The organism is Chryseobacterium sp. PET-29 (genome assembly GCF_025736815.1).
Classification (GTDB): Bacteria; Bacteroidota; Bacteroidia; order Flavobacteriales; family Weeksellaceae; genus Chryseobacterium; species Chryseobacterium nepalense.
This window is the reverse complement of record NZ_CP107053.1, coordinates 33,676-58,900: the sequence shown is the minus strand read 5'-3', so window position 1 is coordinate 58,900 and position 25,225 is coordinate 33,676. Positions and strand designations below refer to the sequence as shown.

Genomic DNA, 25,225 nt, shown 5'->3' with positions numbered 1-25,225 from the left:
TATTTAATCTTTATTTTGTATAAACATGTATTTAGTTTACCTGAAAAAATTATTTAAACCTGTAAGAATTACCATCCCAAACATACGTTTTCGAAGATCTTTTCTTTTTTTCACGATCGTTATCATCTTTTTCCATTTCTTCCATCTTAAAAATAAAAGCATCTGGAATTCCGCCTTTATCGTTTGGGAAAACAAATTTTTCGGAATGATAATAAACACCGGCATCACTCACATTTATTAACTGCGGCAGGGAAATCAACTTTTTGCTTTTCAATAGAATATACTGGTCATAAGTCGGAACACCGCAGGCACCACCGGAAGTGGTTGCTTTTAGCGTAAGCTCAGCATCTTTCAGCTCATGGCCGCTTTCAATGCTAAAGCCTGCAAAATTTAAGTTTTCACCGGAGCCTGTTTCAAAAGAAACTTCATCTAAAAGAACATTTCCTTTCAACATCTTTACAGAAGCATAATTCTGTGGGACCGAGCCATCAAAATCAGGACTTTTCTTATTTAATGTTTTTGTTAAGCCAAAAAGAAAATCGTAGCCGTTTTTATTTCGATATCCTACTGCTAAATTTCCGCCCCAAACGTAACCTTCAGAAGTCTTATCACCTTTCTGATATGATATTTTGTACCAATTGGCTCTTCTTTCGCCGAGTTTCAGGATCGTTTCATCTTTTTTAAGAATCAAAACTTGCCAGTTCGTCTGTAAAGAATCTAAAATCTGAGCATTGACGTTGGGAGATTGCCGGATTCTCGTCCAATCGGTAAATATTTTCTGTGTTTTGTTTTCTTCAAATTGAAAAACTCCGTTTGCATAATCATAATTACCTTCCTGCGCAGAAAAAATCTGAACAGTGAATAGAAATAAAATTGGGAGTAAGGTTTTCATATTAATATTTTGCAGTGTTTATTTTTCAAGCAATAAACTTACCCATTCTTCGCGCTGAAGCTGTTTTTTAAGCTCTAAACCGTTTTCTCTGCAAACCTCCAGAATGTCATCCACATCAAAGAAACACAATCCGGAAAGCAGCAGTTTTCCGCCTTTATTCAATACCGAAACATACGTCGGGATATCTGAAATTAGGATATTCCTGTTGATATTCGCCAAAATAATATCGTAATGTTCTTTACCTAAATTTTCAGCCGTTCCCAGTTCTATATCCAGTTCCACATTATTTCTTACTGCATTTTCTTTGGAGTTTTCAACGGACCATTCGTCGATATCAATAGCTTTTGTATCTCCTGCTCCGATCTGTTTTGCATAAATAGCCAGAACCGAAGTTCCGCATCCCATATCCAGAACTTTCTTATCCTTGAAATCCATATCCATCATCTGCTGAATCATGAGATGTGTTGTTGGATGATGCCCTGTTCCGAAAGACATTTTCGGCTGGATTACAATTTCATGCATTCCCGGGACTGATTCGTGAAATTCTGCACGGATCAGCACTTTATCATCAATATTGATAGGCTCAAAGTTTTTCTCCCATTCTTCATTCCAGTTGATATTCGGCATTTCTTTGAAGGTATACTCGATTTTTACCTCCTCATTCTGAAAAAGCGGAAGCGTTTTTAAATCTTCTTCTTTAAATAAATCTTTTTGAATATATCCCAAAATACCGTCTATTTCTTCTGTGAAGCTGTCGAAACCGATTTCAATAAGCTCTGCCATTAATATTTCGTTCCAAGGCTGAAGCGGAGAAATTTTGAAATTAAATTCTAAATAATTTTGCATGTGAATAATTTGTTGCAAAAATAAAGAATTAACAGTAAAATCTTCGCTGTTAGTATTAGCAATGTCACACTGAGCCTTTCGAAGTGTTTTTAACGCAAAGAGCACAAAGTTTTCTTTAAAATTATTGAACATATTTTTCGTTCGCAAAGACGTTTCACTCAGCAAAGATTGATCATTTGTCATTGCGAGGAGAAGCCATTTTTTTGAGATTGCTTCGTTGTTTCTCTCCTCACAATGACAATTATGCATAAAAAAAGCGAACCTAAGTCCGCTCTTGTTGATTATGTTTCATGTCTAAAAACATTAGACTCTGAACATTAAACTTAAACCGTTTAAGGATTTGTAGAGAAAATTGAGGCATTTGCAATCAATGCTCTTCTGTTCATTTTTAAAATATCTCTTACCCATTCTGCAAAATCTTCCGGCTGAAGCACTTTTTCAGGGTTTCCGTCCGTAAGACCTCCCTGAATCGACATATCCGAAGCAATCGTACTTGGCGTAAGGGTGATTACTCTGATATTCTGTTTTCTCCATTCTGCCATCATGGACTGTGAAAGGGAAACAACCGCTGCTTTTGAAGCTGCATAAGCTGACATATTTGGTCCGCCTTTTAAACCCGCAGTTGATGCGACGTTAATAATATCGCCCTCTCCTTTCAACTTCATAAAAGGATGTACTGCTTTTGCTGCATAATACACTCCGAAAAGATTGGTTTTAATAACCTGTTCCCAGGTTTCGGAAGGCATATCTTCAATGGAACCGAAGTCACCGATTCCTGCATTGTTGATCAGGATATCGATTCCTCCCAACTGTTCTGCCAATGATTCGATACCTGCTTTTACATGAATTTCGTTGTCGATGCTGAAGACAGCATATCCCGCGTTTACTCCAAATTTACGGATTTCATCGACCGTCATTTTCAGGTTTTCTTCGTTTCTTCCTGTAATTCCGATATGTACTCCTTCTGCGGCCAAAGCAAGTGCAACTGCTTTACCCAGACCTCTTCCTCCACCGGTAATGATGGCATTTTTTCCGTTGATATTCATTTTTTTTAGAATTTATTTTATTCGCTGATACAAATTTACGAAAGATGATTTGGAAAGAGAACTATAAAGTCTTATTGTGATCATTGATATAATGAATGTTTCATATTAAATTTTATAAGATATAAACTTTGAAGATTAGATTAAGGTTAAGATTATTTAAAAAAATAAAACCGACCCAAAGCGGGCCGGTTTCTTTGAAAGTATAGTAATAAATGAAAATTAAGGTATAAGAATCTGATTTTGAACTTCAAATTCTTCTGAAGCTGAGAACTGATTTCCATACATATCCTTAGCTCTTACCTCAACTTTATGTTTTCCCAGCGAGAGTTTTTTAGAAAAATCTCCCGTCCAGATATGTTTTGATATTTCAGGGTTTGAAGGCCTTCTTCCCGGGAAAAGATTCTTCGTAGTATCCCATTTGAAAACCGACATCGCAAAACTTGGATCCACCGTTTCGTCGTACTGCATTTCTTCCCACCTTTCTCCGTCTATTCTGTATTCCACTTTATCTTTTTTGCTTCCCATAAAGAAATTGGCCAATACTTTTGCGGATGTTTTTGAAGGAAAAGGAATGACTTTAGGAACATATAAATTGATCTGATAATCTTCCGGCTTACCTGCAGTTTTATATTTAACCTTGTATTCATTATCGTTAAAGCTGATGAAAGAATAGCCTTTCGCCGTTCCGTCTCTCATGGTAGAAGTCGGCAGTCCGAGATCGTCTGATGTACCGGACCACCAGTCGCCGCAGGTAGTTCCTACATTATATTCGTGGAGGTCTTTAGAACCATTCCATCCTGCTTCCTTTCCATAGAAAAGCTGTTGCTGAATATGAGTATGAGCCGATAAAATCAACGCATTTTTAAATGGTGCTAAAAAGTCAAACAATTTCTGACGATCAGAATTCCTGAAGTTATCTTCATTTTTATGTTCTAACGGAATATGGAAAGAAACAACGATAAGTTTGTTTTTATCCACAAGTTTAAGATCATTTTCGATTAATTTCATCTGATCTTCACGGAAGCCACCCCAGTATCCTTTTCCATCTCTAGGATCCGGATACAGGATATCATCCAGGATAATGAAGTGAACATTTCCGTAGTTAAATGAGTAATTCGCCGGTCCGAAATTAGATTCGAAAGTTTCATCAGAAAGCAAATCTTCTTTGGCTTCATAATTCATATCATGGTTCCCCATCACGTTATACCAAGGTAATCCTACCTCCTTCATTACATCGGCATAAGGTTTCTGCAGACTGAGGTTATCTCCTACCAAATCTCCGAGACTGATTCCCAGAACCGCATTCTTCTTGGTATTTTTCACTTCGTTTACAATGGCTCTTTTAAAATAATCCAATTGCTTTTCAGTATAAGGCTGCGGATCTCCGAAAACCAGGATATCAAAATTTTTGCTTTCGTTTTGTTTGTTCAGTGCAAAATTGATCTCTTTCGGAAGTTCTCCTGTTGGCGCAGATCCTTTGTATTTAAAATCTGCAGGTGAACCTTTCGGTTTGTACTGATAATAATATTGGGGTAAGTTATTCCCGTTTACCGGCGTCATATATCCTGAAGGCTTGATTACAAAAACCGACTGCCCTTCCTGGATGGGAAGACTGTATCTTCCGTTTTTATCTGTAAGAATTACCTGGATTCCGTTTGAAACAGCTACTCCTTCAATCCCTTTTTCTCTGTTTTCTTTTTTCTGATTTCTGTTGCTGTCTTCATATACATATCCAGAAACAGAAGCCTGTGAAAAAGCCATTGCTGAAATAAGCAGACACGGCATTAAAAATTTTATATTCATTGTATTGATATTTAATTATGTTTTGGCTGAAGCCAATTTGACTATTTTTCTAGTAAGTAGGCTAAATCCCGATCTTTATTGATAAGTGTTAAGGTTTATTCCACCATACTTTTACGTTGATATTATCACCGCCCATCTGCTGAACTGCCGACTGGTAATTTGTAGTATTCAATATTCTCGGATTTGGCGGGTACATCAACCTTGAAGGCATAACGCCGTTATTAAGCAACCCTCCGTTGTTCGGAAGTACAGGGAAGCCTGTTCTTCTTTTTTCAAACCACTGTTGCTGATCTACAAAGAACAGGGCAACATATTTCTGCAGCATGATTCTTTCTAAAGTCCCATTGTAAGCTACATTTGTATTAGCAAAATAATTGGCAGGCACAGTTGCTCCCCACTGTTCAATCGCTGCTTTTACTCCATTCTCGTAATAGGTTTGTGCATTTCCGGGAATAATTCCTTTAAAAGCCAGTTCGGCAAGAGTAAACTGCAACTCAGCATACGGATATATCAAAATATTCAGCGGTGCTTTCGCGAGATTCTGGTTCATATTGGAAGGCTGATAATCGAAAGCTGTCCCGTAAGCATATCCTGACGGCGCACCTTTATACCCGATGTTTGCATTTCCGGGAATACTTTTAGCCTGTCCGAAAAACATGGCCATTCTGGGGTCATTGTTTGCTTTCAGGGTTTCAACAAAAAATGCTGAAGCTGCTCTACCTGTGGTAAAATCCTGCGGTCTGGTAATTGGAGGAAGAACCGGCGCAACGCCTGTCACATTTATTTTTGCCGTTTCATTATTATTTTGAAAAACGGGATATTTAACAGGATCACTGATAATTTCCTGAATCCTCTCATTGACATTTACCTCACCATTTTTGCTTAAAATCCTTGTTAACAGACGCAATGAAAGAGAATTACAGAATTTCTTCCAGTTTACAATTCCGTTGGCATCGCTTTCCGCCTTGTAGAAAATATCAGGACCGGTAAGCGGTTTTGTGGTAACGAAAAGTGAATTTGCCGTTTTTAGCTCGTCCAGCAGTTTTACATAAATATCTTTCTGCTTATCAAACTTTGGCTGTGAATTGCCCTCATCCTGGTTGGAAGCTTCGGAAAACGGAACATCACCATACGTATCCGTAAGATTAGAATAAATCCAGGCATTAAGAACCATTGCAATGGCAACGTAATTCGGATCATTATCTTTTTCAGCAGCCATTCTCATGTCTTTTACCTGTTTAAGCCATTTATAGCTATTGTTCCAGAAGCCTGCTCCCGTATTTTCGGTAATATTATATCTGCTGAGCGTATTTCCTTCATTCGGAAAGTCCAGGGAGACCTGCATCAGATCGAATGTAAAATCATTAGCTCTCATATAATTAACAGCTGCCATATTATATTCAACAGGAACGAGTAATTTTGAGGCTGCAGGTTCGCTGATCCTGCTGTTGTCTGTGTTTACTTCATCAAGGCTTCTGCTGCACGCTACCGGAACAGAACCGATGGCTGCAATTAATAATGTATTTACAAGTAATTTTTTCATGTTTTCAGATTTTAAAATTTAACATTAAGCTGAACACCTACCGTTCTTGCTGTCGGCAATTGTCCCATTTCTACACCCGGAGTGATCTGATTATCATTCAATGTTGCGGCTTCAGGATCAAACAGTGGGAATTTCGTCCACATCCACAGGTTTCTTCCGAAAACCGCGAGGGTAAGCTCGGTTATTTTGAGCTGATCGGTAACATTTTTAGAGAAGGTGTAAGCAATTCTTGCGTCTCTAAGTTTGATGAAAGAAGTATCGAAAGTATTCGTCTCAACATTGGCTCTTCTGTAATAATCGGCGTAATAAGACGACAATAAAATTGGTTTTGTATTCGGCGAGAATGATCCGTCTGCGTTCTGCACTACACCTTCACCCACAATCATTCCTCCCGGATTTTCCCTTCCGAATAAAGTGTGTTCCAACTTCCCTTGTTCTGTCATTTTGTGGTGCGACTGAGAATAAGCCATTCCTTTATACTGTCCGTCAAATGAGAAACTTACGGTAATTCCTTTATATCTGAATTCATTCTGGATTCCTGCCCTCCATTTCGGATAAGCATTTCCAATTTTCTTCATCTGTGTAGGTTTCGCGGTAAGACCATCCGTTGCATTATAAATAACCTGTCCGTCCGGAGCATACATGAGTCCGTAACCATACATATCTCCCAGTGAGCCGCCTACGAAAGCATTAAAGTAAACTACTCCGCCAACGCTTCCCATGGTATAAGGTTCCCCATTGAACTCTTCAGGCAGCGAAAGAATTTTGTTCCTGTTCATAGACCAGTTGGCATTAATGCTCCATGAGAATTTTTTATTTTTTACAGCAAAAGCATTCAGTGTCATTTCAAGACCTCTGTTTCTCACTTCACCGGCGTTGATTACTTTAGTGCTGTATCCTGTTTCCCATAAAGTAGGAATTCTGATAATCTGGTCTTTAGAATTGTTCTGATACGCTGTAATGGTATAATTAATTCTGTTTTTAAGAATTGTAAAATCCATCCCGCCTTCAATATTGGTGATCATATTCGGTCTCAGGTTTGGATTAGGGTATAAGGACGGAGACTCCACAGATCCTACGAAATCACTGTTGTTGTAGTATTTGATAAGCTGATAAGGATCCGTATCATTACCCACTTTAGACCAGGATGCTCTTAATTTCCAGTAATTAAAATGATCTGAAGACAGATTAAAAATATCTGAAAGAATAAACGATGTTGCGGCCGACGGATAGAAATAAGAACGGTTTTCTTTCGGCAGCGTACTGCTCCAGTCATTTCTCGCGGTAAGATCCAGGAATATTTTATTTTTATAGCTTAATGTTGCTAAAGCATAGGCACTGTTGACCTGCTTATCATTCGGTCTTGCGAATTTTGATATGTTTGAAATACCATTCGGCAGCGTATACACTCCAGGCTTCAGAAGACCTTCCGCGATATAATCATTCATTGTGTATTCCGTATAACGGATATTCCCACCGGCAGATGCACTAAAATCGAATTCACCGAATGAATTTCTGTATGTGAATAAAATATCATTATTCAAATCCATCAATCTTATATGCTGTTCCCTATACATTCCCTGAAGATAGTTGGCAGAACTCCAAGGTCTTTTTTGGGTACGAAGCTCGTTGTTCAGCTCCATTCCCGACCTCACCATTACGTCTAAGTTTTTAGTGATCTTATAGTTAAGATTTACATTTCCGGTAAGGAAATTTTTATCAACCCCATTCAGCATTTCATAAGCGATGAGGTACGGATTATCAATAAATGAGCTGAACGGATGGATCTGGTCAACCTGCTCTTTTCCACTTTTCCATATCGGTCTGTACCACGAAAGATCAACATTTGGATTCTGGAAAATCATGAAATAAGAAATCGACTGATTGCTGTAACCGGTAGCCGGAAGATTGTCACTTTTTGTTTTATTGTAATTTACTTTGATTCCGATTTTTAATTTTTCACTCAGTTTATGGTCCACCGAAAAAGCGGCGTTGAACCTGTCGAAACCGGTGTTCGGCATCATCCATTCATTTTTTAAATAGGTTAAAGATGATCTGAATGATGTATTCTCATTGGATGCTTCTACCGAAATGTTATTTGAAAAGGTAGTTCCTGTTTCCCAAAACCCTTTGATATTATCTTTGTAAGGCTGCCAGAGTTTTCTTTCACTGCTTTGTCCTTCCAGATCAGGATCATACTGGAAGTAATACTGTCCCGCAAACTTTGGCCCGAACGCGCTGCTGGTAGAACCGGTGTTGATTCCGTCTGCAGATGCTCCGTAAGAATAGAAAAAATTTCCCTGCGTATCTTTCTGAAGCGTTCCCTGTCCATATTCGTACTGGTAATCCGGCCATTTAAGCACCGTATCGTAACTAGAATATGAATTTAAACTTACCTGAACTTTTCCTTTTTTGCTTTTCCCGGATTTTGTAGTGATCATGATGGCACCACCGGCACCTCTTGAGCCGTATAAAGCAGATGCTGTAGATCCTTTGAGAACAGTAATAGACTCGATATCATCAGGATTAATGGTATTGATCCCGTTTCCGTAATCAATAGGTAAATCTGCCTTGGCTCCCGCACCGTATGCCGAGAATCCTGTTCCTGTAGTATTATTGTTCAGAGGAACACCGTCTACTACGATCAGGGCATTGTTCTGATCAGGGTTCATAGAAATATCTCCTCTTAATTTGATAATGGAACTTCCCAGCGGTCCGGCTCCGGCTGTCTGTATTTTAAGACCTGCCACTTTACCTTCAAGTGCCTGCGACCAGTTGTTGTTCTGAGTTTTTAATATTTCTTCAGATTTAATGGTCTCCGCAACATATCCTAAAGATCTGTCCTGTCTTTTGATTCCCAATGCTGTTACGACAACTTCATCAATACTTTTAATCGTATCCCTTTTTGCATTTTCCTGGGCCATCACATTTACACTGACCAAACCTAATAATGATAATAGCAGTACTTTTTGTGTCTCTTTACGCATATCCTTTTTGTTTGCGCAAAATTAGTCCTACAATATGGTTAAGGTTTTAACTTCATTTTAACATTTATTAAAGGATTATTAAACTCTATATTAATTTATGTTTAACGAATATCTATACCAGTATGGTTCACAACTGTTTAAATTCATTAAGGATTTTTAATACCTTTTTTAGAAGACATATCCCTACCTTTATTGGCTTTTTCGGTGAAAACAAAACACACCACACACGTACCACAAATAATAAATTATTGCGAAATAGTCCCCTCAGCAGAAAATAAAAAAGTCTGCCTCAGGAGACAGACTTATCATTAAATTTTAAGCTATTTATTTCAGCTGATCCGGAATATTGGTCGTAATAAATCCAATACCTTGTTTTTTCAGTTCGTCTGAAACGGCAATATCATTTACCGTCCAGGCATTGGTTATTAAACCTAATGCTTTTGCTTCGGAGATCCATGTTGGATTTTTCTGGAAAACACTGTAGTGATAGTCCAGCCCGTCTAGTCCTTCTTCTTTGATCTGCTGTGGAGAAAGCTCTCCTTTCAGATACTGAACTTTAAATTTCGGTTCCAGCTTTTTGATTTCTTTGCAGATATTCAGGCTGAAGGAGATAAATTCACACTGTGTATCCAGCTTCATATCTTTGATCATTTTAATAGTCTTTGCCGTGAGCTCATCTTCCTTTTCTTTTGTTTTATCCGGTTTTATTTCAACGATAAGCTTCAAGGCTTTATCTTTTTTTCCCTGCTTCAGATAATCTTTTAATGTAGGAAAAGGCTCACCGTTGGAAAGCTTTACTTTTTTGAGCTCTTTAAAATCCGTTTCAGAAATTTCCATTTTTGCATGATGCTCATCATGATTTACCACCAGCACACCGTCTTTCGTCATGCGTACATCGAATTCGGAACCATAAATTTTTAGGCTCTGTGCATTTTCAAGTGATTTCAGAGAATTTTCCGTGGTTGGCGTCTGTGTCTGCCAATATCCTCTGTGTGCGATAATCCGGGTTTGTGCCTTCATGAAAACGGTGCTTACAACTGCTAACCCTAAGATAACTTTTTTCATAATACAAATAATTATTCTTTATTGAAATTCCGCCAATCCTATCATTCAAAGAAAAAGCGGATAAATGAATGAACAAATTTAGAAAGACATTTGTGATAATGCTTTACATCGAATATAAAATTAATATTAATTCTAATCATCAAAATCTCCCCAATACTTATTATTTTTGCTGGAAAGACAGAATCTCATGCCTGACAATATCGAAACTATACAGCAAAGAATAGAAGATCTTAGAAAAGAACTTCACCAGCACAACGAAAACTATTATCTTCTTGACACGCCTACGATCACAGATTATGATTTCGATATGCTTCTTGAAGAGCTCAGAGATCTGGAAGCAAAATATCCTGAATTCTATGATGAAAACTCTCCTACGATGAGAGTAGGAGGCGGAATTACAAAAGTATTTCCAACCGTTCAGCATAAATACAGAATGTATTCTCTTGATAATTCTTATGATTTCGACGATTTGGAAGACTGGGAAAAAAGGATCATTAAAGCGATAGATGAACCTGTAGAATTTGTAGCCGAACTTAAATATGATGGAGCCTCTATTTCCATTTTGTATGAAAACGGCAAACTTGTTCAGGCTGTAACGCGGGGGGACGGCTTTCAAGGTGATGAGATTACAGCGAATGTCCGTACTATTTCTGATGTTCCGCTGAAACTGAAAGGTGATTTTCCTGCTCATTTTTTTATGCGCGGCGAAATTTATTTAACCCGAAAAAATTTCGATAAAATAAACAAACAGCGTGAAGAAGATGGCCTGGATCCATTCATGAACCCTAGAAATACAGCCAGCGGAAGTCTTAAAATGCAGGACAGCGGCGAGGTAAGAAAACGCGGACTATCATCAGTTTTATATCAATATATTTCCGAAGAAATTCCTGCAGAGTCTCATTGGGAACTTTTAGAAAAAGCAAAATCCTGGGGTTTCAAAACATCTCAACAGGCTAAACTTTGTAAAACACTTGCTGAGGTAAAAGAATTTATTACGTACTGGGACATCGAAAGACACAATCTTCCTTTTGAAATTGACGGAATCGTTTTAAAAGTCAATTCCTTAAAACAACAACGACAGCTTGGCTATACGGCAAAATCTCCACGTTGGGCGATGGCTTATAAATTCAAGGCCGAAAAAGTGGAAACCGAACTCCAGACCGTTACGTATCAGGTGGGAAGAACCGGCGCCATTACTCCCGTTGCCAATCTTAAGCCCGTATTGTTGGCAGGAACCATTGTTAAAAGAGCTTCTCTCCACAATGAAGATATCATTAAAAAGCTGGATCTGCATGAACATGATTTCGTGTATGTAGAAAAAGGAGGTGAAATTATTCCTAAAATCGTAGGCGTAAATAAAGAAAAAAGAACTGCCGAAAGCAAAGAAATAGAATACATCAGACATTGCCCGGAATGCGGAACGGAGCTGGTGAAAATTGAAGATCAGGCCATTCATTTCTGCCCGAATGAACTGCACTGTCCGCCACAGGTGGTAGGAAGAATGATCCATTATGTTTCCAGGAAAGCTTTAAATATTGATAATCTCGGCAGCGAAACCATTGAACAGCTATACAGAGAAAGACTCATTGAAAACCCTGCTGATTTTTATGTTTTGAAAAAAGAACAGCTGCTTCCATTGGAAAGAATGGCGGAAAAATCTGCACAGAATATCATCTCCGGAATCGAAAAATCCAAGGAAATTCCTTTTGAAAAAGTATTGTATGGAATCGGAATAAAACACGTGGGAGAAACGGTTGCCAAGAAGCTGGTTAAGAATTTCCCTTCCATAGAAGAGCTCAAAAATGCCACAGTGGAAGAGCTTTGCCAGGTAGAAGATATCGGAACCAAAATCGCAGTAAGCATTGTAGATTTCTTCGCTAATCCGGAAAATATCCTGATGATTGAAAGACTGAAATCGTATGGTGTTCAGCTTGAAAAAGGAGAAAGTACCAATGAAGTTTTATCGAATGTCCTGGACGGAAAAACCTTCCTTTTCACCGGAAAATTATCCTTATTCACAAGAGAAGCAGCGGAAGAAATGGTGGAAAAACACGGCGGAAAAAATATTTCAGCAGTTTCTAAAAACCTGAATTATCTGGTGGTAGGTGAAAAAGCCGGCAGCAAGCTGAAAAAAGCCCAGGATATCGGAACCATTGAAATTCTTGATGAACAGCAGTTTCTGGATCTTATAGAGAAAAAGTAAATTACCATGGCTGTCTTCGGACAGCTTTTTTTTATAAAATGATTTCATTCATATTCTGTAAAAAATATTTTATCTAATTTTATTCTGGTTATTAAATTATTACGCATGGAATTTCTAAAAGATCACTCTATCCAGAATGAATTGCTGCTGATTTTTATTTCAGTGGTCCTTGGAATAATGATTGGTGCAGAACGTGAATACCGTAATAAATCTGCCGGACTGCGCACTTTCATTCTGATTTGCTTCGGGTCCTGTCTCTTTACCATTCTTTCCATAAAAATCGGGGTGGATGATCCTGACCGTATTGCTGCCAATATCATTACAGGAATCGGCTTCCTGGGAGCCGGGGTTATTTTCAAAGGGGATAATAAAATAGACGGAATTACAACAGCCACTACAATATGGGCAACAGCTTCCATCGGGATGGCCGTTGGATCAGGATACGTTTATCTCGCAGTTTTGGGAACCGTTTTAATACTTCTGATACTCAGTTCGCTCACCAGTTTAGAAAAGCTGATCGACAGAGAACATAAGATCAGGGAATACAAAATTGCCGTCACTAACTATCATGACATACCGTATTGTGAAGAGCTTTTCAGAAAACATAACCTGAAATATTCCGTTTCAAAGCAGCAGTATACACAGGGAAATCTTTCTACCTCATGGATTATTACCGGAAAAAATATTAATCATGAAGCTTTAATGAAAAGCCTGATGGAGGATGATCACATTATCGCCTATCAGTTTTAGCAATAAACTGTTTCAAACTTTTTTATTTAACCACAAAGGAACAATAGCATTTTGACACATTAGATAAAGGATAAAGCCTCACGATTATTTTAGAAGATATTAGTTCTTCAAAATTTTTGACTTTTTATTCTTTCGAAAGCTTTAATTACTTCATGAAACATCTAATAGTATATCTTTTGACTCTTTTGTGGCTAAATTAGACTGCTTAAAAAAGTAGTATATTTTTTTCTCAATTTTAAATTTTTCAGTGAAAATTTTTATCTCAACATCATCAACATTGCACGGAATAGTTATTAGCAAAAATCTACAAATCACTCATTTTCAACAATAAAATAGACAATATACCGCAAAATTTCAAACTCATAATTTCTTCGTAAATTGGAGCAAAATTTTGATTATGACGAAAAAGATACTTTTATCCGTATTTCTTTTGCCGGCTGTAATGACATTTGCACAGCAATACGGAGGAATGTGGATCCCGACAGAGCTGAATGAAAAGGAAATGAAAGATCTGGGAATGAAAATCTCTGCAAAAGACATCTTCAACCCGCAGAAAGCAAGCATTAAAGATGCGGTAGTACAGTTCAACGGCGGGTGTACTGCAGAAATCATTTCTCCAAAAGGCCTTCTGCTTACCAATCATCATTGTGGATACGGACAGATTCAGGCGCATTCAACGGTTCAGAATGATTTATTATCAAACGGGTTCTGGGCTAAAAATACCGAAGGTGAACTTCCGAATCCCGGTGTAACCGTTGATTTTATAGTTGATATTAAAGAAATTACCGGTCAGATTTTACAGGGTACAGACCACCTTACAGAACCTGAACTCTCTAAACAGATTGCCAAAAATATTGAGATTTACAAAAACTCTCAGAAAACTGAGCCTTATCAGTCTATTTCCGTAAAATCAATGTATTACGGAAATAAATTTTATGCCTATACTATTGAAACGTATAAGGATATCCGTTTGGTAGGCGCACCGCCGCAAAGCATAGGGAAATTTGGTTCCGATACTGATAACTGGGTTTGGCCGAGACATACGGGAGATTTCTCAATGTTCAGGATTTATGCTGATAAAAACAATAAACCTGCGGAATATTCCAAAGATAATGTTCCTTATGTTCCCAAACATTACCTTCCGGTTTCCATTAAAGATAAAAATGAAAATGATTTCACTTTTGTTTTCGGATTCCCGGGAAGAACCACGGAGTATCTTCCGGCCATTGCCGTTGAAAAAATCATGAAGGAGATCGACCCGGCAAGAATTGCGGTGAGAGATGTCGCATTGAAAACATTAGATGAAAAAATGCGTACCGATGATGCCACTCGTATTCAGTATGCTTCAAAATATGCATCGGTAGCCAATTACTGGAAAAAATGGATCGGCGAAGTAGAAGGTTTGAAAAAATCGAATGCCGTAGAGAAAAAAATGAAGTATGAGGCTTCGTTGGCTGCTAAAAATCCTGAAATTAAAACAACCCTTGATCAACTCACCAAGCTCTATAACGATCAGGCTCCTTTTGCGTTAAACAATGCTTATTATTCTGAAACCATCAGAAATGCAGAAACGCTGATGCTTGCTAACCTTTATTACAGTTATATCTCTGCCGTGGAAGCAGGAAGAATGGATGAAAAAGGTACCGCAGCTTTAAAAAACAGATTAGCTTCTTTTTATAAGGATTACAATGCCGAACTTGATGCAAAAGTTACAGCAAAACTGCTTGCTTTGTATGCCAATAAAACAGATGCTCAGTTTTTACCTGCCGGATTCGAGAAGTATAAAAATGAAACTCAAAGCATTCAGGTTATTGAAGATGTCTCTAAAAATTCTATCATTACAGGAAGAAGTGATGTGAACGGTGCTTCTTTAAGCAAGGATATTGATAAAGCATTTTCCAATCAGGATAAATTAATCAAAACCCTTAAAAAAGACCCTGTTTTCCAGATTTATTTAGCACTTAGAGACACTTATATGACCAAAGCGGATCCTCAGTTTATGGCACTTCAGACGAAAATTGATGCGCTGCAGAAAACCTATATGGCTCAGCAGATGGCAACGGATAAAGACCGAAAATTCTTCCCGGATGCCAACTCTACCCTTCGGGTAACCTATGGAAAAGTAAAAGGTTCTTCACCAAGAGACGCCGTTTCTTATAATTATCAGACCCACTTAGCCGGCGTAATGGAAAAATATGTTCCGGGAGATTATGAGTTTGATGTGCCTAAAAAACTAATCGATCTTTATGATAAAAAAGATTTTGGACAATATAAAGATAAAACAGGAGATGTTCCCGTAGGATTTACTGCAACCAACCACACAACAGGAGGAAACTCAGGAAGCCCGGCGCTTGATGCCTACGGAAATCTTGTAGGATTAAACTTCGACCGACAGTGGGAAGGAACAATGAGTGATATTAACTATGATCCGCGTTTCAGCAGAAACATCATGGTGGATACGAAATATATTCTTTTCATCATTGATAAATTTGCCGATTCCAAATGGCTGATTAATGAAATGAAAGTTGTAAAATAGTTTTTAATAAAGTAATATCAAAGTCCCGAAAGTTTTTTCGGGATTTTTTGTTTGAAATAAATTATAAACATATATCAAAAATTTTTATATAAATCAAAAAACGTAAAATATTACAACCCTGCACTTTAGTCAAATAACACACCGCTGCCGCGCGATTGTATCGCGCGAAATAAATAAACCTAAATATTAAACATTCTGAAAACAACTATATCCTCCAGAAGCCCTTTCTCGTCGGCATAATCTATAGCACTACTGTATCGGTACTCTTTCGCATTTGTTACAAGTCCTGCTTTTACAGGATTTTTATGGGTATAATTAATCTTTTGCCAGATTACTCTGTTGCTCCATAACTCAATTGGATGATTATCATGTCTCCAAAATTGATACTGATTGACGTTAGATGTTTTTAAACCTTCTTTCAGGAAAAAGTTTAATAAGAATTTGTTTCTGGGCTCTTTTGCGTTTTCTTTTATTGCTGAAACAACGGCCTTGCTGGTAAACCTTTTGAAATCGCCTAATAAAAGCTCCGGTTTTTGGCCATTCACACTTCGGAAAACCAAATGTACATGATTGGGCATAATACACCAGGCATGTATTTCCATTCCTTTATTTTTCTGACAGAATCTTAAACTTTTCAACAGCAGCTCTATATATTCATCTTTTATAAAGACATTCAGCCAGCCGACAACAGCAAAGCTTACGAAATACAGCCCTTCGGGATTATGGAATTTGTAATTTCTACTCATCAATGTATGTTTTGATAAAGATAAAAATTTATAAAAGATAAATAAAAACAAAAAGCCACGCGATGGAATCGCGCGGCAGCTTATGATTATTTTTAAATTTTAATGTCCAAAAATATCCTTCAATGTTACTTCTTTAAAAGTTCCCATCTGAGAAACAGCGTTCATATTCAGGTTTTCTTTTTTCCCGATAATAGCTGTATTAAAATGGACCGATTTAATGTAATTATTATAAAATTCTTTAACATCTTCAAAAGTCAGTTTTTCAATCTGCTGATAAATATCTTTTCTGAAATCATGATAAATATTAAGTTTTTTGAGTCGTAACGTATTAAAGAAAATATTCGTTCTGGTAACTCTCGCGGAAGCAATCTGCTTTAAGGCTGCATTTCTGGCGTTTTCAAACTGTGCCGGAACTTCAGGAAGTTCATCCATCAGTTCGGTAAGAGTATCTACGGCAATCTGCAGTTTATCCGGCTGTGTCCCGATATACGTTGTGATATAATCAGGATGATGGAGTTCCGAATTGGCAGCGTAAGAAACATACGCAGAATAAGCAAGACTTTTACTTTCACGGATCTCCTGGAAAACAATCGAAGATAAACCTCTTCCGAAATATTCATTGAATACATTAATTTTTCCGAAATTTCCTGTATCCACCATTTGTCCTTTTCCGATTCTGCTCATTTCCATCTGTACCATGTCGTAGTTTGTGAAATAAACATTTCCCGTAGTTTCCGGCTCCGGATATTTTTTAGGTTCGGGAATAGCCAGGCTTTCCGTTTCGATATATTTTCCGATATATTCATTAAAACCTTCAAAGTTTCTTCCGTAAAAAAAGATCTGATATGGAAACCTGAATAAATTCTTCATTCTTTCCGTAAAAACTTCAACATTGGTGTTTTCAAGCTCTTCTTTTGAAATAATATCTGTAAACCTTGAAAACGAGCCGAGTTTGGTATAATTCGTTAAAGCCGTCATGATACGGGCTTTGTCTTTTTTTACTGCTGCACGGTTTTCAAGCACTGTTTCTACAAACTGGTTATAAATTTCCTGATCCGGCTGTACTTCTTTCATCCAGTGCTGGAGAAGCTCGATCCCTTTAGGAATATTTTCTTCAAGTCCCGCCAGTGAAATCGTAAGCTGATCATTAGCCGTTTTAAAATCATTGGTAATTCCGATCTTAAAAAATTCCTTCTTAAGATCATCCGGTGAAAATTTTTCCGTACCTAAATATTGAAGAACCTGAGTGGAAATACCAAGATCCCGGTCATGATCGCTCCCAAAAGGAAAAATAAAATGCACCTGGGCAATATCATTGCTTTTATTTTTTACAAAACTCAGTTTTTTATCTTTAATACTATCCGTGAGAATCTCTTTCTGATAATCGATAAACTCAGGTTGAATATCTTCCGTTTTTTCAGCTAAAATCTCCCGGAGGAATTCAGATTGAGCTTCACGGTTGATCTTTACCGGTGTGATTCCGGGATTTTCCACACGAATCAGCTTATCATTGGTTCCTTTTTCTTTTTTAACAATGACGTAGTTGTCTTTGAAAAATTGGTTGGCAAAATTTACTACCTCATCCTTTGTAATTGCTGCATATTCATCCATTTCATTCAGTTCCTGTTCCCAGGTTCTGCCTTTGATGTAGGTATCGTAAAGGTTGGTAGCCAAGCCGTCTGCTGTTTCCAGCCCCTTCATTCTCTGCACTTTAAAATCATTAATGATGGCCTGTAGCGTCCAGTCCGGGAAGTTTCCTTTTTTTACCAGTTCAACCTGTTCCAGCACAAGATTTTTTGCTTCATCCAATGTCTGTGTTTCTTTAGGAACCGCAACAATGGAGAAATATCCGTACTGCTTTAACCCTACTGAAAATGCCTGTCCCCAAAGCAGTTTCTGCGTCTGGTTGATATTCAGGTCTATCAATCCGGCCTCTCCCCTGTTGCTCAAAATATTGGCTACAATATCAGCAAGCATGGCTTCCTTTGTTCCGTAGCTTTCGGTTCTCCAGGCGAGCTGAACTCTTGGTGTGGTAGGACTTTTCACGGTTCTTTCTATAATTTCCGTGATAGGCTTTTCTGTAACAGCAGTTTTTTTAGGCAATTCCCGGTAAGGAATTGTTCCGAAATACTGATCTACAAGTTTAATAGTATCATCAAAATCAAGATCTCCTACCAAAACCATTGCATAGTTATTCGGGACGTAATATTCATCAAAATATTTATGAATCGCTTTCATGGAAGGATTTTTCAGATGCTCCGCCTTTCCCAGGGTGGTTTGCTGCCCGTTGGGATGATTGGGAAAAAGAGCGTCCATCAGTTCGTATTGAACCAGCCTGGAGTCATTATCCTGTGCCCTGTTGAATTCTTCATACACCGATTCAAGCTCAGTATGGAAAAGTCTCAACACCAGCTCCGAAAATCTTTCTTTTTCAATTTTCAGCCACTTTTCCAGTTCATTATTGGGAATATTATTTTTATAAACGGTTTCATCAAACCAGGTGTGGGCATTGGTTCCCGTAGCGCCTAATGAAGAAATTGCCTTGTCATATTCATTTGCAATAGCATATTGGCTTGCTTCCTGAGAAAGTTCATCTATCTTCCGGTAAATGGTTTTCTTCTTTTCCGGATCAGCCGTTGCTTTATGTTCTTCAAACAAATCCGAAATCCGGCTCAGCAACTCATTTTCTTTTTCCCAATCCTGTGTACCGAGTTTTGAAGTCCCTTTGAACATCATATGCTCAAGATAATGGGCAAGCCCGGTATTATCGGCCGGATCATTATTGCTTCCCGTGCGTACCGGAATATAAGTCTGGATTCTCGGAGCGTCAAAATTCTGGGCAATAAATATCTTCAGTCCGTTTTTTAAAGTATAAATTCTTACGTTATTTTCATCATTGGAAACGGTAATATATTCGTAATTTCCATCTTTATGAATCGTTTCACTGTATTTTTTATCTGTCATATCAATCATTTTCATTCTTACATCAGAATGCCATACAAATGTAAGGAATAGAAAATGAACTGTGTATGTTTTGTCACGATTAGCATACCTTACTAAAATTGTAAATTCCTGAATACTGTTTGTTCATTTGATTAAATTAAATGCCTAGGAGATTTAAAATAAAAATAAATTAAGTCTGATCTGAATATTTTTATTTCATCTTCGAGCCTAAAAGACTCCATGATGAGCAAAAAAGCTTGCCCACGAATCTAAAAGACTGAAAAACCAGTCTAAAAGGCTCATCGACGAAGCAAAAAGACTCAACGATGAGCCTAAAAGAGTCAAAAACCAGCCTAAAAGGCTCAATGACGAGGCAAAAACACTCAACGGTGAGCCTAAAAGGTTCAACAACCAGCCTTGGAGGTTCAAAATTGAAACAAAAAGGGTGGTTTTAAAACGATCATTGTTAAAAAATAACCCATAACACCTCCGGTTAATCCTTTCCACATTTCCCTATTAAAAGAACTCTTTTTCTTATATTTGTTTTTTATGGACAATATGGACGCAACACAAGATAAAAGATTATTCCTAATCGATGCTTATGCAATGATTTTCAGAGGATATTATGCTCTGATCAGAAATCCGAGACTCACCAGCAAAGGCCTGGATACTTCAGCCATTTTCGGATTTACCAATTCCCTGATTGAATTGATCAGAAGGGAAAAGCCTACTCATCTTGCGGTGGTTTTTGATGTGGGTGAAGCCAGCATTAGAACGGGAGATTTTTCAGAATATAAAGCCAACAGGAGTGAAACACCGGAAGCCATCCAAAATGCGATTCCATACATCCACAGAATTCTGCAGGCCATGCATATTCCTATCCTGGGTGTTCCCGGTTATGAAGCGGATGATGTGATCGGAACCATTGCATGTAAAGCTGAAAAAGAAGGCTATACAACATTTATGGTAACTCCGGACAAAGATTTTGCACAGCTGGTTACCGATAAAATTAAAATTTACAAACCCGGATTAAAGGGCGGAGATATCGAAATTTTAGGCGTAGACGAAGTGAAAGCCAAATATGAAATTGAAGATCCTAAACAAGTCATAGATTTCCTGGCGATGATGGGAGATTCAGTCGATAATATTCCGGGACTTGATGGTGTGGGTGAAAAAACTGCGATGAAATTCCTGAAAGAGTTCGGAAATATTGAAACTCTTTTAGCCAACACCGACAAATTAAAAGGTAAATTAAAAGAAAAAGTAGAGGCTTCCGCCGAGCGTGGAATTTTGTCTAAAAAACTGGCCACCATTATCTGCGATGCCCCTGTGGAATTCCATCAGGAACAATATGATCTGGAGACTCCGGATTTTGAAAAGGTAAAAGAAGTTTTTGACGAAATAGAATTCAGAAGGCTGTATGAAAATCTTTACCGAGCCTTTTCTCCGGCCGCCACAGGAACTGTTGTGGTTGCAGAAATAGACGTTACCATTGCCGAAACTCCGCAGCAAAAAGTGGCACAGGCAGTGGGACAGCTTGATCTGTTTGCCACGTATGAAGAGCTGGATCAGGCCACATCTACCAAATCTACCATCGAACAGAACGATCATCTGTATCAGTTTATCGATAATCCGAAAGCACAGAAAATCCTTGTCGACAATTTACTAAAACAACGGGTAGTCTGCTTTGATACCGAAACCACTTCTCTTAACGAACTTGAAGCCGAGCTGGTGGGGATGAGTTTCAGCTACAAAAAAGGTTTGGCCTATTATATTCCTCTTTCTGAAGATCAAGGTGAAGTATTGCAGACGCTTGAGATTTTCAGGCCGTTTTTCGAAAAGGAAGATCTGATCAAAGTAGCGCATAATTTAAAATTCGATTATAAAATCCTGAAAAGATATAATATCACCGTGAAGGGCGCAATGTTCGACACGATGATCGCACATTATCTCCTGAATCCTGACGGAAGACACGGAATGGATTATCTTTCTGAAATATACCTGGGGTATAAACCTGTTTCCATTGAAACCATTATCGGTAAAAAGGGAAAAAAACAGGGAAATTTCAGGGATGCAGATCTCAGGACACAGACCGATTATGCGGCAGAAGATGCCGATGTAACTTTCCAGCTGTATGAGCTTTTTGCTCCGCAGCTTAAAAAGGAAAATTTAGAAGATCTTTTTTTCAAGATAGAAATGCCGCTGATGGAGGTTTTGGCTAAAATGGAGCTGGCCGGAATTTCCCTTGATGAAAAATGGCTTGCCCAGGAAAGTGTAGATCTGGAAAACGATCTGAAGCAGCTGGAAGCCAAAATTTTTGAACTTTCAGGAGAAGAATTCAACGTCAACTCTCCGAAACAGCTGGGAGATATCCTTTTCGAAAAGCTGCAGCTGGACCCGAAAGCCAAGAAAACGAAAACCGGACAATATGCGACTTCGGAAGACATCCTGCAGAAGCTTGCGTCCAAACATGAGATTATTCAGCATATCCTTGAATACAGAACGTATCAGAAATTAAAATCAACTTACGTTGATGCATTACCGTCACAGATTGAAAAATCGGACAACCGCGTTCATACGAATTTCTCACAGACTACTGCAGCAACGGGCCGTCTGGCGAGTGTCAATCCGAACCTTCAGAACATTCCGATCAGAACGTTGAGAGGTCAGCAGATCCGTGGTGCTTTTGTGGCGGGAGAAGGTAAAAAAATTATTTCTGCCGATTATTCACAGATCGAGCTTCGTCTCATTGCTGAAATTTCCGGAGAAGATAATATGATTAAGGCTTTCCAGAACGGAGAAGATATTCACGCTTCGACAGCGGCAAGGCTGTTTAATATTCCGCTTGAAGAGGTTTCAAAAATCCAGAGAAGCCAGGCGAAGACCGTCAACTTCGGGATTTTGTACGGACAGGGCGCTTTCGCTCTTGCAGAGCAGACCGGATTGTCCAGAAGTGAGGCGAAACAGATGATCGATGCGTATTATGCTACTTATCCGAAACTGAAAGAGTATATGGCAGAGCAGGTGAAAAGAGCCCGTGAAATAGGTTATGTGGAAACCATTCTGGGAAGAAAGCGTCATTTGAAAGACATCAATTCGAATAATTTTGTGGTTCGCGGACACGCCGAGAGAAATGCCGTAAATGCCCCGATTCAGGGAAGTGCCGCCGATGTGGTGAAAATGGCGATGATTAAAATTCAGAAAGAACTTGAAAAAGAAAAATTAAAAACCAAAATGCTGCTGCAGGTACATGACGAATTGGTTTTTGAAGCTCCGGCCGATGAAATCGAAGTAGCCACCAACATCATTAAAATGGAAATGGAAAATGCGATTGAAACGCAGGTTCCATTGCTGGTGGAGGTAGGTGTTGGGAATAACTGGCTGGAAGCGCATTGATTTAACCATATAGATGCTTCGACAGGTTCAGCATGACAATGCTAATATTAACTAACTGTTTAAACGGTGAATTTTTAGTAATGTTATATTGAGCCAGTCGAAGCATTTTTCATTATCTGTTGTAAGAATGCGGCAGCTTTACTTTTTTTAAATTTTCAATTTCCTTATTCATTTTTTCTTCCCAACCTTTTCCATTTCTTTTATCAAGATAAGGCTTTACCGTTTCTTTATATTTTTGTTGTCCTTCACCATCAATTATATCAACAATACAACCTGTATTGAAATAGCTTATTCCGAATTTTTTCCGGATACTGTCCATCTTATTCTGCGTTTTGGTATCATATTCCGGAATAGAAAGTCCACCTGCAAACCGGTACATAATTTTATCTTTTTTGATATCTTCTTTTGCCTGCTGAATATATTCATTTTCAGATTCTTTAATGGCTTTTCGGGTTGATATGTAAGTAGCTGCATCAAAATATATAACATAGCTTAACAATATACCACAGAATACGGTAAATACTAAAAGAAATTTATTTTTCGGATTTAAATTTTTAATCCTCAAATGACTAATCAGCCAGGCAATCAAAGCAAATATAGCCAAAGCGATCAAAAGATATTGCGGCCTGCTTTCCGATATAATTGTCCGAACATCAGATTTTCCCGGATATATAAGAAGATAGCCACCTAAAGTATGTACTGCAATAAACAACAGTACAACAACAATATTAATTGTGAGCAGCTTTCTGGAAACCATGATTTAATTTATGATAAAGCTAAGGTAAAAAATGCGGCAAACATGATCCCGCTAATCAGCAAAATAAAAATGGCAAACTTCTTAATATCTTCCAGTTCTCTGCCATCTTTCAGAATAAGCTTTCTGAATCCTCCGGAAATGAGCGTCATTAAAGCAGTAAGAAAAAGCAAACCCAGTGCGGTGCAGATTCCAAATCCAAAAGGTCCACCGGATCTTTTCTGCAAGAAAAAAGGCAGAATATCATATAAAAGAAGAATATTCCAAAGGAGAATAAATACCACCGGAAAAAACGGCTTTAATGGAAATCCGCCCTGTCTCTGCTGACGGATGATCTGCTGATCTTTTTCAGTAAGAGGAAAATTGGCTTTCTCCAAAAATCCGGTCTGTTTAATCTGGCTGATCACAAATTCAGGATCTTTCATGGTCCAGAAAATCACGTTCTGATTATAATTTTCTACTCTGTGTAAAATTTTAATTCCCTGTCCGATAAGAGGAATAGCCATATAAGGTTTAATCGAAATAATATCCTGCGGCTGGAAAATAACATTTCCGGCAAGTGAGGCATCTATTTTGAGCGTATTTTCGTCAGCATAAAGGTTGGCAAAAGGATAACTTGCATTTACTCTTCCAATTCTCGCACCGCCTGTAAGTTTAAATTGTTTCATGGTTTAGTTTATTTTGTCATTCTGATAATGGCCAGATCATCGGTAGTTTTAATTCATAACTAATAAGGATAGTTCCATTTGATCCTATCGAGTTCTTTGTCAAGCGCATGTCGCAGAATTTCATTTTTTATCTGCCATTCAGTATAATTTGATAGCGTGAAGCTTTGATATATTTTTAAAAGTTTAATTAAATCTTCCTTAAACAGGCGAAAACCTTCATAGGGACCATCAAGATCATACATTGAATATTCTGAAAATCCGTAAAGCAGATACTGCTCATCTTTCGTAAGTCTTTCTTCATAAGAAATTTCACAGATTATCTTAAGCGCTTTTTTAAATTCCAAAGATTTTGTATTTAACAAATGATAAAGAATTCCGAGTATTGCCCTGCAAACAATTTCTATATCAGCATTTTGAGAATTCCTGTCTAATATGGTAATTAAATCATGAGTAGAATTTGTTGTGGAGATTTCAATAAACTCATATTCGGATCTTTTTTCTGAGGACAGAATTTCATCCGACCAACCTGTTATAAAATCATTTGTAATAATACCGTACTTTCTTAATTCGGCAAAAACTTTTAATAAATTTTTGTAATTTTTTATATTCTCTGCCATGAAATATTATGCACTAAATTCAATGCCGCCAACATACGTCAGAGAGAAAAAATCGTTCTCAACGGAAACGGGCTTCGGAACCTGTCCTTTATTAAGGAAGATGATGGCATTCACTTCAAATTTCAGATTGATCTCATTAAGCCTGTTCACCAATATCGGGAGCCACTGTTCGGCAAAAGAATACGCGGCAAATTTTTCATAGATGGTTTTGTTTCCATCTTCATAGCCGTACTCTACAAAATCATGATCAAGCCACACCACATTCTGTGAAGCGGCAAATTTTGAAATATGGATGTCATCAGATTCTTCAAGGAGATAATAGTTTTCATCTTCTTCCACAAAATCATAAAAATCTTCTTCACTGTTAAAATTTCCTACCCAAAAATCTAATGTATCTGTATGCATTGTTAATTTTCTTGTTTATGGCTTC

At 37.9% G+C, this 25,225-nt stretch carries 18 protein-coding genes; 4 read left to right on the top strand and 14 right to left on the bottom strand.

The annotated features are described in order from the left end of the window. Window positions 1-49 precede the first annotated feature (49 nt). The 7 genes from ODE14_RS00230 to ODE14_RS00200 all read right to left on the bottom strand — a co-directional run bounded on the left by ODE14_RS00230 (window position 50) and on the right by ODE14_RS00200 (window position 10,182). The gene (locus tag ODE14_RS00230; RefSeq protein ID WP_263602512.1) at window positions 50-892 is read right to left on the bottom strand and encodes an SH3 domain-containing protein; all 843 of its coding nucleotides are present in this window, start codon (window positions 890-892) and stop codon (window positions 50-52) included. Window positions 893-910: 18 nt separating this feature from the next. After that, a complete protein-coding gene (prmA, locus tag ODE14_RS00225) occupies window positions 911-1,738 on the bottom strand; it encodes a 50S ribosomal protein L11 methyltransferase (RefSeq protein WP_263602511.1) in 828 nt (275 codons plus the stop codon). 332 nt (window positions 1,739-2,070) lie between these two features. Then, on the bottom strand, window positions 2,071-2,784 hold the full coding sequence (locus ODE14_RS00220) for a 3-ketoacyl-ACP reductase (RefSeq protein ID WP_263602510.1): 714 nt from the start codon (window positions 2,782-2,784) through the stop codon (window positions 2,071-2,073). A 219-nt stretch (window positions 2,785-3,003) separates the two neighbouring features. Further along, the gene (locus tag ODE14_RS00215) at window positions 3,004-4,587 is read right to left on the bottom strand and encodes a calcineurin-like phosphoesterase C-terminal domain-containing protein (RefSeq protein ID WP_263602509.1); all 1,584 of its coding nucleotides are present in this window, start codon (window positions 4,585-4,587) and stop codon (window positions 3,004-3,006) included. 88 nt (window positions 4,588-4,675) lie between these two features. After that, window positions 4,676-6,130, bottom strand: a complete 1,455-nt coding sequence (locus ODE14_RS00210; RefSeq protein WP_263602508.1) for a SusD/RagB family nutrient-binding outer membrane lipoprotein — start codon at window positions 6,128-6,130, stop codon at window positions 4,676-4,678. An 11-nt stretch (window positions 6,131-6,141) separates the two neighbouring features. Further along, a complete protein-coding gene (locus tag ODE14_RS00205; protein WP_263602507.1) occupies window positions 6,142-9,117 on the bottom strand; it encodes a SusC/RagA family TonB-linked outer membrane protein in 2,976 nt (991 codons plus the stop codon). A 324-nt stretch (window positions 9,118-9,441) separates the two neighbouring features. Further along, window positions 9,442-10,182 (bottom strand): glycerophosphodiester phosphodiesterase family protein, encoded by a 741-nt coding sequence (locus ODE14_RS00200; RefSeq protein WP_263602506.1) that lies wholly within the window; start codon window positions 10,180-10,182, stop codon window positions 9,442-9,444. A 187-nt stretch (window positions 10,183-10,369) separates the two neighbouring features. On the opposite strand from ODE14_RS00200, the gene ligA reads away from it, so the two are divergent. From ligA to ODE14_RS00185, 3 genes are all read left to right on the top strand, one after another. Further along, the gene (gene ligA, locus ODE14_RS00195; RefSeq protein ID WP_263602505.1) at window positions 10,370-12,385 is read left to right on the top strand and encodes an NAD-dependent DNA ligase LigA; all 2,016 of its coding nucleotides are present in this window, start codon (window positions 10,370-10,372) and stop codon (window positions 12,383-12,385) included. A gap of 105 nt (window positions 12,386-12,490) precedes the next feature. Beyond that, complete coding sequence (locus ODE14_RS00190) at window positions 12,491-13,135, top strand: MgtC/SapB family protein (protein ID WP_263602504.1); 645 nt, start codon at window positions 12,491-12,493, stop codon at window positions 13,133-13,135. 397 nt (window positions 13,136-13,532) lie between these two features. Continuing rightward, entirely contained in the window at window positions 13,533-15,671 is a 2,139-nt protein-coding gene (locus tag ODE14_RS00185) for a S46 family peptidase (RefSeq protein ID WP_263602503.1), read from the top strand. 179 nt (window positions 15,672-15,850) lie between these two features. Here the strand turns inward: ODE14_RS00185 and ODE14_RS00180 are convergent, their stop codons facing one another. The 3 genes from ODE14_RS00180 to ODE14_RS00170 all read right to left on the bottom strand — a co-directional run bounded on the left by ODE14_RS00180 (window position 15,851) and on the right by ODE14_RS00170 (window position 19,789). Beyond that, window positions 15,851-16,417, bottom strand: coding sequence for an REP-associated tyrosine transposase (locus ODE14_RS00180; protein WP_263602502.1), 567 nt, complete (start codon window positions 16,415-16,417; stop codon window positions 15,851-15,853). 99 nt (window positions 16,418-16,516) lie between these two features. Next, window positions 16,517-19,381 (bottom strand): M16 family metallopeptidase, encoded by a 2,865-nt coding sequence (locus tag ODE14_RS00175; RefSeq protein ID WP_263602501.1) that lies wholly within the window; start codon window positions 19,379-19,381, stop codon window positions 16,517-16,519. A 207-nt stretch (window positions 19,382-19,588) separates the two neighbouring features. Continuing rightward, window positions 19,589-19,789: a hypothetical protein gene (locus ODE14_RS00170; RefSeq protein ID WP_263602500.1), complete on the bottom strand. Its 201-nt coding sequence runs from the start codon at window positions 19,787-19,789 to the stop codon at window positions 19,589-19,591. A gap of 129 nt (window positions 19,790-19,918) precedes the next feature. Here ODE14_RS00170 and polA point away from each other — a divergent pair, with 129 nt between their 5' ends. Further along, window positions 19,919-22,756, top strand: a complete 2,838-nt coding sequence (gene polA / locus ODE14_RS00165) for a DNA polymerase I (protein WP_263603813.1) — start codon at window positions 19,919-19,921, stop codon at window positions 22,754-22,756. A 112-nt stretch (window positions 22,757-22,868) separates the two neighbouring features. On the opposite strand, the gene ODE14_RS00160 is transcribed toward polA, so the two are convergent. The 4 genes from ODE14_RS00160 to ODE14_RS00145 are packed head-to-tail and all read right to left on the bottom strand — an operon-like array spanning window position 22,869 to window position 25,200. Continuing rightward, window positions 22,869-23,513, bottom strand: a complete 645-nt coding sequence (locus ODE14_RS00160) for a hypothetical protein (protein WP_263602499.1) — start codon at window positions 23,511-23,513, stop codon at window positions 22,869-22,871. Window positions 23,514-23,521: 8 nt separating this feature from the next. Next, complete coding sequence (locus ODE14_RS00155; RefSeq protein WP_263602498.1) at window positions 23,522-24,178, bottom strand: hypothetical protein; 657 nt, start codon at window positions 24,176-24,178, stop codon at window positions 23,522-23,524. A gap of 59 nt (window positions 24,179-24,237) precedes the next feature. Continuing rightward, on the bottom strand, window positions 24,238-24,795 hold the full coding sequence (locus ODE14_RS00150) for a hypothetical protein (RefSeq protein ID WP_263602497.1): 558 nt from the start codon (window positions 24,793-24,795) through the stop codon (window positions 24,238-24,240). Window positions 24,796-24,801: 6 nt separating this feature from the next. Then, window positions 24,802-25,200 (bottom strand): immunity 22 family protein, encoded by a 399-nt coding sequence (locus tag ODE14_RS00145; RefSeq protein ID WP_248394479.1) that lies wholly within the window; start codon window positions 25,198-25,200, stop codon window positions 24,802-24,804. Window positions 25,201-25,225 lie beyond the last annotated feature (25 nt).

Bases quoted from the DNA above. Each gene is read 5' to 3' on its own strand.
- ligA (WP_263602505.1), top strand. From the start codon at position 10,370: ATGCCTGACAATATCGAAACTATACAGCAAAGAATAGAAGATCTTAGA.
- ODE14_RS00145 (WP_248394479.1), bottom strand. From the start codon at position 25,200: ATGCATACAGATACATTAGATTTTTGGGTAGGAAATTTTAACAGTGAA.
- ODE14_RS00175 (WP_263602501.1), bottom strand. From the start codon at position 19,381: ATGACAGATAAAAAATACAGTGAAACGATTCATAAAGATGGAAATTAC.
- ODE14_RS00220 (WP_263602510.1), bottom strand. From the start codon at position 2,784: ATGAATATCAACGGAAAAAATGCCATCATTACCGGTGGAGGAAGAGGT.
- polA (WP_263603813.1), top strand. From the start codon at position 19,919: ATGGACGCAACACAAGATAAAAGATTATTCCTAATCGATGCTTATGCA.
- prmA (WP_263602511.1), bottom strand. From the start codon at position 1,738: ATGCAAAATTATTTAGAATTTAATTTCAAAATTTCTCCGCTTCAGCCT.
- ODE14_RS00215 (WP_263602509.1), bottom strand. From the start codon at position 4,587: ATGAATATAAAATTTTTAATGCCGTGTCTGCTTATTTCAGCAATGGCT.
- ODE14_RS00200 (WP_263602506.1), bottom strand. From the start codon at position 10,182: ATGAAAAAAGTTATCTTAGGGTTAGCAGTTGTAAGCACCGTTTTCATG.
- ODE14_RS00210 (WP_263602508.1), bottom strand. From the start codon at position 6,130: ATGAAAAAATTACTTGTAAATACATTATTAATTGCAGCCATCGGTTCT.
- ODE14_RS00185 (WP_263602503.1), top strand. From the start codon at position 13,533: ATGACGAAAAAGATACTTTTATCCGTATTTCTTTTGCCGGCTGTAATG.
- ODE14_RS00230 (WP_263602512.1), bottom strand. From the start codon at position 892: ATGAAAACCTTACTCCCAATTTTATTTCTATTCACTGTTCAGATTTTT.
- ODE14_RS00205 (WP_263602507.1), bottom strand. From the start codon at position 9,117: ATGCGTAAAGAGACACAAAAAGTACTGCTATTATCATTATTAGGTTTG.
- ODE14_RS00190 (WP_263602504.1), top strand. From the start codon at position 12,491: ATGGAATTTCTAAAAGATCACTCTATCCAGAATGAATTGCTGCTGATT.
- ODE14_RS00160 (WP_263602499.1), bottom strand. From the start codon at position 23,513: ATGGTTTCCAGAAAGCTGCTCACAATTAATATTGTTGTTGTACTGTTG.
- ODE14_RS00150 (WP_263602497.1), bottom strand. From the start codon at position 24,795: ATGGCAGAGAATATAAAAAATTACAAAAATTTATTAAAAGTTTTTGCC.
- ODE14_RS00155 (WP_263602498.1), bottom strand. From the start codon at position 24,178: ATGAAACAATTTAAACTTACAGGCGGTGCGAGAATTGGAAGAGTAAAT.
- ODE14_RS00180 (WP_263602502.1), bottom strand. From the start codon at position 16,417: ATGAGTAGAAATTACAAATTCCATAATCCCGAAGGGCTGTATTTCGTA.